This is a genomic window from Sulfuriflexus sp. (assembly GCF_032250955.1).
In the GTDB taxonomy this organism is placed as follows: domain Bacteria; phylum Pseudomonadota; class Gammaproteobacteria; order AKS1; family AKS1; genus Sulfuriflexus.
In genome coordinates this window covers 1-12,194 of sequence record NZ_JAVVES010000071.1, presented here as the reverse complement: position 1 = coordinate 12,194, position 12,194 = coordinate 1, and the positions used below count along the sequence as shown (strand labels likewise).

Genomic DNA, 12,194 nt, shown 5'->3' with positions numbered 1-12,194 from the left:
GCGCATCTATCAACCTGGTTACCTTATTTATCCGAAGCTTACGGCTTATCAGGCTTATGTTAACAGGACAGCAGTGAGGAAAAATACATTTTGCGGCGAGTCGGTTTAATTGTTAATTTCAAAACATATCACTCAGATTGAGTACTTCTCCAGAGGGCAGCTCTATGGTAAGGATACACCGGGCGCGTCAAACAAGGCTCAGGCGTTTTGCCAGGGATGTCTTAGTTCACACGCCTTTTGTGAAGATGATTGTTTTGCTGGTCGTGCTGTGGCTGGTGTTTTCTGCCGGTTTCTACCTGGCCGAGCGTGGTAGCGCCGAGTCTGTTGTCTCATCATACGGCGAGGCGCTTTACTGGGGCGTGGCGGCCTTTTCGACGGCGGGCATCGCTGACACACCGAGCGCCGCCGTCGCCCAATTGCTGGGCGGGATCTGGATCATTCTGGGTTCAGTCCTGTTTTTCGGGACTATCGTTGCCACGGTAACCACTTATTTCATGCGCCCCATGCAACGCCCGCACAAGCGAATCATCGATACTGTTGAATACAATCTCGAGCAACTGAATGACTTGACGATAGAGGAACTGGACCTGTTAAAGGAAACCGTTGATACCTTGATCGAGCACGTTGAGCAGTTGAAGAAGAAACAGTCGAAGAAGTAACCAGGCTGGTTGAATACCCTTGCCGGTGGGCTATCTGGTAACATCAGCCGGGATGAAATACCGGTTTAATAACGCAGCCTCAGATTGACACCGTATGCTGATACTCCCCAAGACCCTGCAGGCCTGGAACACAACGGCCTTTTCGGCGGTGCTCAAGGCCGAACTGGAGGCACTGGCACCGGCCGACTTGCCCCTGCACAAGGCGGTGAGCCAGGCGGGCTTTGTCGATGCGCGCCCCCTCACGGCAACCGTGTTTGGCAGTCGCGAGACAGGCGGGACGGTCGAGGCCAGGGTGGGGATTTTTTTCACCGAGATCGTGGTCAATTGCGGTTGCGGCGACGAGCCGATGCCCATCAATGGTTATTGTGAACTGCTGATGACGATTGATAAGGTTACCAGCGAGGCAAACATAAGCGTGGTATCCGACTGACATGGCAAGGGCCGCTAACACACTGCGCATCATCGGCGGTGAACTGCGTGGCCGTAAGATCAGCTTCCCCGAGGCAAACGGCCTGCGGCCGACGCCGGACCGCGTGCGTGAGACCCTGTTCAACTGGTTGCAGATACAAATCCACGGGGCGCGCTGCCTCGACCTGTTTGCCGGCAGCGGGGCGCTGGGCCTGGAGGCCCTGTCGCGGGGGGCCGCCGAGGTCGTGTTCGTCGAGCGTGATGGCCGGGTGCTGCAAAGGCTTCGTGAGAACCTGGCCCTGCTCGGTCAGGACAAGGGGCATTGTGTGCAGGCCCGTGCCGAGCAGTTTCTACGCGGCCCCGCCGAGCCGTTTGATATCGTCTTTCTCGACCCGCCGTTCCGCGATGATGTGCTGGCCGGGCTGTGCGCGAGCCTCGCGGCTGATGGCTGGCTGAACGAGGGCTTTCGTCTCTATATGGAACGCCCGCAGCGCCAGCCGATGCCCGAATTGCCGGCCGGCTGGCAGGTGTTGCGCGAGACCCGGGCCGGGGAGTCACTGGCCTGTCTGATCGGCGGCGGCTGACAGCATGGCACGGGCATGGTAGCTTAGCGCCATGAAAATTACGGCAATCTATCCAGGGACCTTTGACCCCATCACCAATGGCCACAGCGACTTGATTGAGCGGGCCGCGCGCCTGTTTGACAAGGTCGTGGTCGCCGTCGCCGAGAATCCCGGCAAGGGGGCGACATTTACCCTTGAGGAACGGGTGGCGCTGGCCGCCGAGGTGCTGGCCGATACGGGCAATGTCGAGGTGATAGGCTTTAACTCCTTGCTCGTGGATTTTGTCCATGAACAGGGGGCCCAGGTTATCATGCGAGGCCTGCGCGCCGTCTCGGACTTCGAGTACGAGTTTCAGCTGGCGGGCATGAATCGCCGCCTGGCGCCGGAAATCGAGACCCTGTTTCTGACTCCGGCCGAGCAATATGCGTATATATCCTCAAGCCTGGTGCGTGAAATTGCCTGTCTTGGTGGCGACGTCTCCTCTTTTGTCCATGCAAAAGTCGGGGCTGCACTCAGTGAGCGGATCGGCTAATATACGAATACGCTAATATACGGCGTGTGCCCCTAATCCCGAAATGGAGTATTTTTTTCATGGCCCTGATGATTACCGATGAATGCATCAACTGCGATGTATGCGAACCGGAATGCCCGAACGAGGCCATCTCGCAGGGTGACGAGATCTACGAGATTGACCCGAACCTGTGCACCGAGTGCGTTGGCCACTATGACACACCGCAGTGCGTCGACGTCTGTCCGGTCGACTGCATCCCTGGCAACCCGGATCGTGTCGAGACCAATGAAGATCTGCAGAAAAAATATGCGGCCCTGATGGCTGCCAAGTAATCCCCTTGCACAGGCTGTGTTCAAGCCGTGCATGTGATAAAAAGGCTCCTCATCGGAGCCTTTTGTTGTTATTGACCATGCGCACACTCATCTTCAGCCTGCTGTTTTTTATTTCCCTTACAGTCTCGCCCCTTTGGGCACAGGCACGGCATGCCGCCGGCATCGCCACGGCCCACCCCGCCGCGACTCGCGCCGGGCATGAGATTCTGGCGGCGGGCGGCAACGCCTTTGATGCCGCGGTCACGGTGAGTGCCGTGCTTGCCGTTGTCGAGCCCTATAGCTCGGGGCTTGGTGGCGGAGGCTTCTGGTTGCTGCACCGGGCGCGGGATGGTTTTCAGGTCATGATCGATGGCCGTGAGACCGCGCCGGGCCGCGCGCACCGGGATATGTATCTGGACGCCCGGGGCAAGGTTCGCCCGGGGGCTTCGGTGGATGGGCCATTGGCGGCGGGTATCCCCGGAGTGCCGGCGGGGCTGGCGCTGCTGGTCCGTGACTACGGGCGGTTACCCCTCGGCCAGACGCTGGCTGCCGCTATCCGTATCGCCCGCGAGGGTTTTGCGGTGGAGGCCTATTACCAGCGAATGGCGGCGTTTCGTCTCAAGGCCCTGCAGGCCTCACCGGCCGCGGCGAGTATCTTTCTTCTCGACAACAAGGTGCCACCCTTAGGGCACCTCATCAAACAACCCGCGCTGGCCGACACGCTGACCCTGCTGGCGGAAGAGGGTGCCGCGGGTTTTTACACGGGCCGTTACGCCCAGCAACTGGTGACCGGGGTGCGCGATGCCGGCGGGATCTGGCGACTCGAAGACCTGGCCCGCTATGCGGCGTTGCCCCGTGAGCCGGTGCAGATGGCTTACCGTGGAGCGCGAATCACCTCGGTGCCGCCACCCTCATCGGGTGGCGTGGCACTGGCGACAATCTTCAACCAGTTGCACCTGAAGGAAACGCTGGTTCATGACCAGGCCGACCGGGTACATCTTGTTATCGAGGCCATGCGCCGGGCCTACCGCGATCGTGCCGAGTACCTTGGGGATACGGATGTGGTGGCAGTGCCGGTGACGCGGCTGACGAGCATGGCGCACGCACAGCAGCTAGGCGCGAATCTCGATATGGCGACAGCAACCCCGAGCAGCACGTTAAGGGCGGTGACCGGCGCGCCTGGCAAGGGCACCGATACGACGCATTTTTCGATTCTTGATAGCGAGGGCAACCGCGTGGCCGCCACTCTTAGCATTAATTACCCGTTCGGTAGCGGTTTTGTCGTGCCGGGGACAGGTATCTTGCTCAATGACGAAATGGATGATTTCTCGGCCAGACCGGGGGCGCCGAATGTCTACGGGCTGGTCGGTGCCGAGGCGAATGCCATCGCGCCATATAAGCGGCCGTTGTCGAGTATGTCACCGGCTTTTGTTGAGGATGCACGCGGCCTCGCCATTATCGGCACACCGGGTGGCAGCCGCATCATTACCATGGTCATGCACGGCATCTTCGCCTATCTCGACGGCGCCGAGGCACAGGCGATAGTCAGCCGGCGCCGCTACCACCATCAGTACCTGCCGGATGAGGTTCAGTACGAACGCGGCGCCTTTAGCGAGGCGCTGGCCATCGAGCTGCAATTGCGCGGCCACATGCTTAGTGAGCGTGATGACTTTGGCAATATGCAGGTCGTGACCTGGCAACGCGAACATAATCGCGTCACGGCGGCGAGTGACCCGCGCGGTATCGGGCATGCAGACGTCAGGTGATAAAATGTTAATGCATGAATTACTCGCCAGCATGCCGCAACAGGGCCGGGTCGAATGGCTTGGCCTGCGTCCGGCGAAGCGCGCCCCCCTGGATAGCGTTGCGCATGTCGAGGCGCTGGCAAACAAGGGTCTTGCCGGCGACCACCGCAGCCAGCGCGAAGGCGGCAAGCGCCAGGTCACCCTGATCCAGGCCGAGCACTTGCCGATGCTGGCGGCCCTGACCGGGCACGAGAGGATTCCGCCGGAATGGTTGCGGCGCAATATTGTGGTCTCGGCTATCAACCTGTTTGCCCTGCGCGATCGGCGTTTTGCCATTGGCGAGGTTATCCTCGAAGGTACCGGCACCTGCCCGCCCTGTTCGCGAATGGAAAAGACCCTCGGTCCCGGCGGCTTCAACGCCATGCGTGGGCACGGCGGTATCAATGCGCGCGTGGTCTGTAGTGGAGAGATTCGTCTGGCAGATGCAGTGCGTCTGCTGGGCGAGGCTGATATCTGAACTCAGACTGAGACCATGTTGTGTATTTCCACGATGCGGTTACGGCCAGCATTTTTCGCCTCATACATGGCCGTATCAGCGAGACGCATCAGATTATCGATATCCTTGATGCCGTTCGCCCGGGTATACAGGACACCAATACTGACCGTGACACTGATACGTTGTTCTTGCCAGAATATGCCGGATTGTTCGACCGCTGTACGGATATCCTGAGCGCGCTTACGGCCAATTTCCGGCATGCAATTCATTTGCACAACAAACTCGTCGCCACCGTAACGTGCCGTCAGGTCCCCGGGTCGCATGATAGTCTTCAGCAGGTTGGCAATATGTGAAAGCACTGTATCCCCGGCGGCATGGCCATAGGTATCGTTGATGGACTTGAAGTTATCGATGTCGATAAGCATCAGGCACATCCGGGTATCCTGATGGTCAGGCGCGGTTTCGAGGCTCTCCTGTAACAGGGTTTCGAAGTGACGGCGATTGGAGAGGGTGGTGAGGTGATCCTCCTGAGCGAGCAAGGTCAATTGCATATTCGCATCACGTAATTGGCTGGTGGCATCAGAAACCCTATGCTGCAGGGATTCATTCAAGGCATTAATCATCGTGTGGGAGTGTTGCAGGCCACCCACCAGTAATTGCAGGTCGCTACCAAGTTGCCTGATTTCCCGTGGGGCGAAGTCTGATAATTGCGGCAGTTCACCCTTGAAATCGTTTTTGGCCAGGCTGTTCGCGGCAGTCGCGAGCCTGTTGATAGGGCGGGTGATCCAGCTTACCAGCGGTATTACCAGCGCAACACTCAAGAACAGGCCAAACAGCCCCCACCGATAGTTTTCCGTAAGTAACGCCGTCACTTGTGCCGCCACCTCGGCTTTCGGTTGTGGCACCATAATGCCCCAGCCAACTTCCGGCACTGCGGTATAGCCGGCGACCATGTCCTGCTTGATAAAGGGTGAATAGAACTCGGTGACACCGGTTCGACCCGCCATCATCTCCTTGACGACGGAGAGGTGCGAAAGGTCACGCATCTCGATCATCCAGTCCGGGTTCGGGTGCGCGATGACATGGCCGGTCTTGTCAACGATAGCGGAGTGTCCCTTGATGCCAAACTTTATCTTGCTGCGGAGTTGTTCGATTAAAGTGATACTGAGTTCACCAAGGAGGACGGCGCGCAGCCGTCCCTCGCTATCGTATACCGGTTCAGAAAGGATCAGTGTCGGCTTGTCATCAATGGGGCTGGGCTTGATATTGGAGAGCTCAGACTGGCCACTATCGCGTGTCTTGATGAAACCGGTTTCCCCGGCAAAGGTATCTTCGTCGGCAGTGCCGGTAATGGTCTTGCCATCCAGCCCCACCAGGGTAAGGGAGCGAAAACCATGGGCGTGTAGCAGGGTATGGGTGTAGTCTGCCAACGCACCCTGTTGCTGTCGAATATCGCGCTGAATCGAAGTAGCAACCAGCTTCAGCATGGCCTTGTGATCATTGATATAGATATGAATCGGCGAAGCGAGGTTCTCGGCTAGCAGACGGTGTTTTTCACTGATCTCACGCCAGGCATTATCCCAGGCATTCTGGTAAAGCTTGGCACTGAGAACGCCGATCGGGATAATGGCAACGACCAGCAAACCGGCCAGTAACAGGCGGTACACCGGCTGCGAGAGGCAGGACCAGAGAAATTTTTTACAGACGTGCTGTGGAGGTTTCATACAAGTGATTAAGTATGTGGATGAAGGAATTTCCGAATAAACTCTTATCGACCACTGCGATAAAAACTTGAGTTAAAGTGCGAGATTAACCCGGCATAACCCACTGCAACCTGTCGGTTGTCAGGTATGTTGGCAGGCCGGGCAGAAGTAGCTGGCACGCTGGCCGATAACAAGCTGGCGGATGGGCGTGCCGCAGATTGTGCACGGTTCGTTCTCGCGACCATAGACCTTGAGCTTTACCTTGAAGTAACCGGGATTGCCATCGCTCTGGGTGAAGTCACGCAATGTCGTGCCGCCTTGCCTAATCGCCGCGCGGATCACGGTTTTTATTGCCCTGACCAGTTTTTCGTAATCCTTGCGCGTTACTCGACCAGCCGCTCGCCGTGGATGGACGCCGGCCATGAACAACGCCTCGCTGGCGTAGATATTACCGACGCCGACGACGATATGACTGTTCATGACAAAGGACTTGATAGCGACACGGCGCTTGCGCGAGGCCTGCCAGATATACGCAAGATCAAATTCGCGGGCCAGCGGTTCCGGGCCGAGTCCGGCGAGCAGGGCATGCTCAAGCGGCTCGGCGGTGGTCCAGTGAATGCTGCCGAAGCGGCGCGGGTCATGCAGACGCAGGCACTGGCCGGAGTCAAAGACGATATCGACATGGTCGTGTTTGCGCGGCGGCTTGCCGGCAGCGGTAATGCCGAGGCTGCCTGACATGCCGAGATGCATAATCAGGCAACCGGCGGTTGTGTACAGAAGGATATACTTGCCCCGGCGGCTGACCTGCTCGATACGCTGGTCCATGAGTATCCGGTTCAGTCGGGCTGGCACGGGCCAGCGCAGGTTGCGGTTGCGGACGATAACGCCAGTCACCGTACGAGCTTCGATATGCGGCGCGATACCGCGGCAGGTGGTTTCGACTTCGGGTAATTCAGGCATGGCGAGGGCTGGCGTTAATACTTTTCCAGTGCCGCCGGTTTGGGCAGGCTAAACAGCGGCTCGGCCATCTGCCTGGCAACATGGTATTGCAGGCCGAGGTCGCGGCGCACAAAGACGACCTCATCGTCAGGGCGCAGGACCTCGAAAACCAGTTCGTTACCATCAGCCAGTTCGATGTGAATCCGTTCCTCGCTGTCATCTGCGGCTGCGGCGCTGACGCGGTTGGCCCGCAGGCGCTGCCAGTTACTGATAAAGGTGTTCAGCTGGTCAGCGGAGACGGCATCGACGGCAGGCGTGAGCAGCCAGCTGCCATCCTGCTTCAGTTCATACTCGCGATCAGGCAGACGCAGGCGGCGGATACGCTGTGCATCGGTTAATAAGCGCGGTGACACAAACTGCGTGGCACTGGTCCGCAGCTGGTGATAAAACAAATCCGTGACGAGGTGGATTTCGTTTTCCAGTAGAACATAGCGACGTTTGCTGATGGGCTCAAGGTCGCCGAACTGAAATAGCTGGTTATCGAATTTGACCTGCGCCAGCACGGTTTCCAGACCATAGTCGGCCAACTCGCGGCCGCTGGCCGGAAAGCGCACATGACTGGTTGTATTGATGAGCCTGAGTAGCGCACCGACGCGCGTCTTGTCGGCAGCGACACGATACGGACTGAGCATCTGCCAGTGACCATCCTGCTTTTCCAGTTCAACATCCTGCAAGGCATCACGCTGAATCTGGATCCGCCGGATGTCGCCGGGCGCCAGTGAGGACAGCTCGCTGAGGTTCGCGGGTTGCTCGCCGGGCGCCCACATCACCAGTGCCGCCAGGAGCAGCACGGCAACAAACAGGCCAAGGTTGAGAAGGTTGCGTGACATGCTCAGGCCTGGCGGCGGCGCCACCAGATAAAGATGCCGATGGCCAGGAGTGAGAGTGGAATAATAAACAGGAAGCCGATACCGATGAACCCGGCGCTGAACGGCGAGAGTTCGAGCTTTAGGTCACTGGCGGTGCGCGCCGGGATATCGATAAAGTTCTCATCACGACTCAGCCAGTTGACGAGGTTCAAGCCAAGGTCGAGATTGCCGGCATTGCCGAGATAGGCATTGGAGAGAAAATCCCCGTCGCCGATAACGATGGCGCGTTGCTCGGCAGGGCTGGCCTCTGTCTCGCCGACCTGGCGGGTCAGAATCACGCCGATATTCAGTGGCCCGGGGATATCCTCGCCAGCAGTGAATTCGAGTTCGCCTTTGAGTTCGGCGGTCTCCGACCAGCTGTTGGCGGCGGAGGTGAGGAAGGGATCGGCCTGCCAGTCACTGCCGTCAACGATCTCGAGACCACTGGCCTGCGGGAACACGGTAATGCTATCAAAGTCGGCGGTCACGGCCTGGGCACCGTACTCGGTCACGATGGTGAAGCGCGGGTCCTGGATGCCGAGTGACACGGTCGTCGGATCAACAATGATCCCGGGCTGGAACTCGATGCCGAGTCGTTCCGCAAGGCCACCGAGGCCGTGCACCTCACCCGGGTCGGCTAACCATAACAGGCTGCCGCCGGCGGCGAGGTATCTGGCGATAACCGAATACTCGCCTGGCAACAGGCTGACCTGGGGGCTGGCGATAACCAGCATCGAGGTATTGTCAGGCAGCCGCGGCGTGTTGGCGAGGTTAATCGTCTGAATGTTCAGGCCCTTGGCCTGTAGCTGGTTGGCCCAGTCACCGAGGTCGTGGTTGGCGCGACCAAGCGGATTGCGCTCGCCGTGCCCGGTGAGGAAAACCATATAGCGTTCGGCGCTGCGGGCGACACGTTGCAGGGCATTGGTCAGCGACTGCTCGGTCAGGTTCTGCAGGTTCTCGCTGCGCTCACCGTAACGGATCACCATTTCACCTTCCGTGCGGATGCCCATCTCCCGCGTCATTTGCGGTTCGAGGTCCGGGTTGATAAAGCGCAGATTGATGTCGGCATGATGTTGCTGGTAGCGCCCGACGATTTGCGTAATCCGCTTACGTATCGCGCTGGAGCGGGGGTCTTCGCGGACAAAGGCGGTGATATGGACAGGTTTGTCGATGGTCTTCAGCAGCTCGACGCTGGTCGGCGACAGGGTGTTGCGGGCATCGGCAGTCCAGTCATCGCTGAGCGTGTAACGTGTGCTCAGCCAGGCCAGCAGGCCGATGATGCCGAGGAACAGGACAACAAAGACAATATTCTGGAGGCGAATTCTTAACCGGGATTTTTTCGTCACTTGCATGTCGCGCGTCCTTAGTGCTGCAAACGGTAGGCGTCGAGGCGGCGGATAGCCATGACCAGTGCAGTCACAATGACGAGCAGGTAATACACCAGGTCGATACTGCTGATGGCGCCACGGGTAAAGGATTCAAAGTGTTCCCGGATCGAGAGATAGCTGAACAGGCCACTGGCCTGTTCGCTCTGTCCGGCCTTGCCGGCCCAGTCAATGATCCACAATAACAACAACAGGCCAAAGCTGCTCACGGCGGCGATCAGCGGTTGCGAGGTCAGGCATGACATGAACAGGCCGATGGCGGCAAAGCTGGCAATCAGCAGAAAGAGCCCGAGTGCGGCGGCGCCGAGCAGGCCGAAGTCGAGACTGCCGCCGGCCAGCAGCGACAGGGGCATGAGCAGGAACATACCCAGCATGACGGCAAGGAAGCCAAGCAGACCGAGATACTTGCCGAGCACGATCTCGGTCATGGAGAGCGGCGCCGAAAACAGCAGGCTGATGGTCTGGCTGCGACGCTCTTCACTGATAAGGCGCATGCTGAGGAGCGGGGTCACCAGCAGCAATAAAAACGCCGCCGTATCGAGTAGCGGCACGGCAACGATACTGGTCAGCCCTGGCGCGCCCTCTATGGCGGCGAGGCGTGGCTGGATCTGCAGAAAGGCCTCGATCTGGACGAGAAACAGCCAGGCCATGATGAATTGCAGCACGGCGAGGATGGCCCAGGCGAGGGGTGACAAAAACAGGCTGCGCAGTTCACGCATGGCAATATGCAGGATCATCATGCGGCGGCCTCCTTGTCGGTTTCCTCACGGCAGGTAATGTCGATAAAGACCTGCTCCAGTGTGCGCATTTGCGGGCTGAGTTCATTCAGCCCCCAGTCTTGTTCCACCGCCTCACGGGCAAAGGCCGCCGGCTCGAAGCCGGTATCACAGAACAGCAGGAAGTGCTGCGTATCAAGGCGCTCAATGCGTTCAATGCCCGGCATGGCCAGCAAGGTCTCCACGGTCGGCGGCTGTTGCAGGCCGACGCGGAAGCCACCCTGTTGCAGGCGGGCATCAAGGCCGGCGAGGTCGTCCTGCAGGGCGATCCGGCCGCGATTGATGATCAGCACGCGGTCACAGGTTGTTTGTACCTCGGGCAGGATATGGGTGGAGAGGATCACGCTGTGTTCCTGGCCGAGTTCCCGGATCAGGGCGCGGATTTCGCGGATCTGGATGGGGTCGAGACCGACGGTCGGTTCATCGAGGATGACGACTTCCGGGGTGTGGATAATGGCCTGGGCAATGCCGACGCGTTGCTGGTAGCCCTTGGACAGGTTGCCGATCAGGCGTTTGCCGACCTGACCGAGACCACAACGTTCCTGTGCCCGGTCGACGGCGGCGGCGATCTGTGGCTTCGGGATACGGTTGAGGCGGGCGCAATAGTGCAGGTACTCGAGCACGGTCAGTTCGCGATACAGTGGCGGCTGCTCAGGCAGGTAACCGAGTGCGGCCTTGGCGGCCCGGGGCTCGTCAAGAATGTCATGGCCGTGGATCAACACCCGCCCGGCACTGGGGGCCAGGTTGCCGCTGAGCATTTGCATCGTGGTGGTCTTGCCCGCGCCATTTGGGCCAAGGAACCCGAGTACTTCACCACGGTTAAGGCTGAAGTCGACGCCCTGCACGGCGTGGAGCGGGCCGTAATAGCGGTGCAGTTGCTGAACCTGAATCAGTGTATCGCCGGACATAACCTTGTTCATCTTGTTGTATTTAATAATAAAATTTAAGGAATTCTACGTATAAACGATATACTCTAGACCAACCTTATTAAATACTATATCACGACCTTTTGGCTTATGAAGACCGATTACTGCAAGGCTTTCGCCTTCGATGACGCACGCCGTCAGACTCTGCTCGATATGCTTGAATTGGGTGCGGCCGATCACGATACTGCCCGTGTTTTACATCGACATATTCTCGAGCCGCAGGTCGAGTCGATTATCGACGAGTTTTACGCCTACCTGCTCAGGTTCCCGGAATTCAGGCGCATCATCAGCGAAAGTGATCTGCCGGCGCTTAAAGTCACCCAGGCTGATTACCTGCGCAGCTTTGGCGTCGCATTTGATACGGAGGCCTATTTCAACCACCGTTTGCTGGTGGGCGAGGCCCACAAGCGGGTTGGCCTGAACCTGGGGCTGTACCAGTGCGCCTACCGCCAGTTACAGCAGCTCATGCTCGATGCGATTCCGGACGGCTTCGAGGAGGCGGGTGTCAATGGCCGCCGTCTGTGTGCCTTTATTCACAAGACCGTTGCGCTCGACATGACCCTGGCGATAGAAACCTACCATGCTTCACACCTGCATGATCTGGAAGCGTCGCTGGATGAACTGCGCAGTGAAGGCGCGGATCTGCGCAAGAAGGTGATCACCGATGACCTGACCGGCCTGGTCTCGCGGGAACACGCCGAGGGGGTGTTGCAGCAGTATCTGGATCGGTTCTCCGACCGGCAGACGATGTGCGTGATCATGGCGGATATCGATTTCTTTAAAAAGATTGGCTCTTCACCAAATCAAGTGGGTAGGTTACCGTAGAAGCCATGAGAGACAAAGAATTATACGCGCAGATATTAG

14 protein-coding genes are annotated in these 12,194 nt (G+C 58.6%); 8 read left to right on the top strand and 6 right to left on the bottom strand.

Going from position 1 to position 12,194, the window contains the following annotated elements:
- Positions 1–245: 245 nt before the first annotated feature.
- The 7 genes from RQ738_RS11585 to RQ738_RS11555 all read left to right on the top strand — a co-directional run bounded on the left by RQ738_RS11585 (position 246) and on the right by RQ738_RS11555 (position 4,714).
- Positions 246–659: a two pore domain potassium channel family protein gene (locus tag RQ738_RS11585; RefSeq protein WP_314165377.1), complete on the top strand. Its 414-nt coding sequence runs from the start codon at positions 246–248 to the stop codon at positions 657–659.
- A gap of 94 nt (positions 660–753) precedes the next feature.
- Positions 754–1,089, top strand: coding sequence for a glucosamine--fructose-6-phosphate aminotransferase (locus RQ738_RS11580; protein ID WP_314165376.1), 336 nt, complete (start codon positions 754–756; stop codon positions 1,087–1,089).
- 1 nt (position 1,090) lies between these two features.
- Positions 1,091–1,651, top strand: coding sequence for a 16S rRNA (guanine(966)-N(2))-methyltransferase RsmD (gene rsmD / locus RQ738_RS11575; protein WP_314165374.1), 561 nt, complete (start codon positions 1,091–1,093; stop codon positions 1,649–1,651).
- Positions 1,652–1,682: 31 nt separating this feature from the next.
- A complete protein-coding gene (coaD, locus tag RQ738_RS11570) occupies positions 1,683–2,162 on the top strand; it encodes a pantetheine-phosphate adenylyltransferase (RefSeq protein ID WP_314165373.1) in 480 nt (159 codons plus the stop codon).
- Between the two features lie 59 nt (positions 2,163–2,221).
- Positions 2,222–2,473 carry a YfhL family 4Fe-4S dicluster ferredoxin gene (locus RQ738_RS11565; RefSeq protein WP_314165372.1) on the top strand — a complete coding sequence of 84 codons (252 nt, stop codon included), beginning with the start codon at positions 2,222–2,224 and terminating at the stop codon, positions 2,471–2,473.
- Between the two features lie 77 nt (positions 2,474–2,550).
- Complete coding sequence (gene ggt / locus RQ738_RS11560) at positions 2,551–4,218, top strand: gamma-glutamyltransferase (RefSeq protein WP_314165371.1); 1,668 nt, start codon at positions 2,551–2,553, stop codon at positions 4,216–4,218.
- A 10-nt stretch (positions 4,219–4,228) separates the two neighbouring features.
- Positions 4,229–4,714: an MOSC domain-containing protein gene (locus tag RQ738_RS11555; RefSeq protein ID WP_314165370.1), complete on the top strand. Its 486-nt coding sequence runs from the start codon at positions 4,229–4,231 to the stop codon at positions 4,712–4,714.
- Between the two features lie 2 nt (positions 4,715–4,716).
- Here the strand turns inward: RQ738_RS11555 and RQ738_RS11550 are convergent, their stop codons facing one another.
- The 6 genes from RQ738_RS11550 to RQ738_RS11525 all read right to left on the bottom strand — a co-directional run bounded on the left by RQ738_RS11550 (position 4,717) and on the right by RQ738_RS11525 (position 11,312).
- Positions 4,717–6,417, bottom strand: a complete 1,701-nt coding sequence (locus tag RQ738_RS11550; RefSeq protein WP_314165369.1) for a diguanylate cyclase domain-containing protein — start codon at positions 6,415–6,417, stop codon at positions 4,717–4,719.
- 120 nt (positions 6,418–6,537) lie between these two features.
- Entirely contained in the window at positions 6,538–7,356 is an 819-nt protein-coding gene (mutM, locus tag RQ738_RS11545) for a bifunctional DNA-formamidopyrimidine glycosylase/DNA-(apurinic or apyrimidinic site) lyase (RefSeq protein ID WP_314165368.1), read from the bottom strand.
- Between the two features lie 14 nt (positions 7,357–7,370).
- A complete protein-coding gene (locus tag RQ738_RS11540) occupies positions 7,371–8,225 on the bottom strand; it encodes a DUF4340 domain-containing protein (RefSeq protein ID WP_314165367.1) in 855 nt (284 codons plus the stop codon).
- Positions 8,226–8,227: 2 nt separating this feature from the next.
- Positions 8,228–9,595, bottom strand: coding sequence for a GldG family protein (locus RQ738_RS11535; protein ID WP_314165366.1), 1,368 nt, complete (start codon positions 9,593–9,595; stop codon positions 8,228–8,230).
- Between the two features lie 11 nt (positions 9,596–9,606).
- A complete protein-coding gene (locus RQ738_RS11530) occupies positions 9,607–10,368 on the bottom strand; it encodes an ABC transporter permease (RefSeq protein WP_314165365.1) in 762 nt (253 codons plus the stop codon).
- On the bottom strand, positions 10,365–11,312 hold the full coding sequence (locus tag RQ738_RS11525) for an ABC transporter ATP-binding protein (protein ID WP_314165364.1): 948 nt from the start codon (positions 11,310–11,312) through the stop codon (positions 10,365–10,367). The genes RQ738_RS11530 and RQ738_RS11525 overlap by 4 nt, the downstream gene beginning before the upstream one ends.
- 108 nt (positions 11,313–11,420) lie before the next feature.
- Here RQ738_RS11525 and RQ738_RS11520 point away from each other — a divergent pair, with 108 nt between their 5' ends.
- Positions 11,421–12,155: a protoglobin domain-containing protein gene (locus RQ738_RS11520; protein WP_314165363.1), complete on the top strand. Its 735-nt coding sequence runs from the start codon at positions 11,421–11,423 to the stop codon at positions 12,153–12,155.
- Positions 12,156–12,194 lie beyond the last annotated feature (39 nt).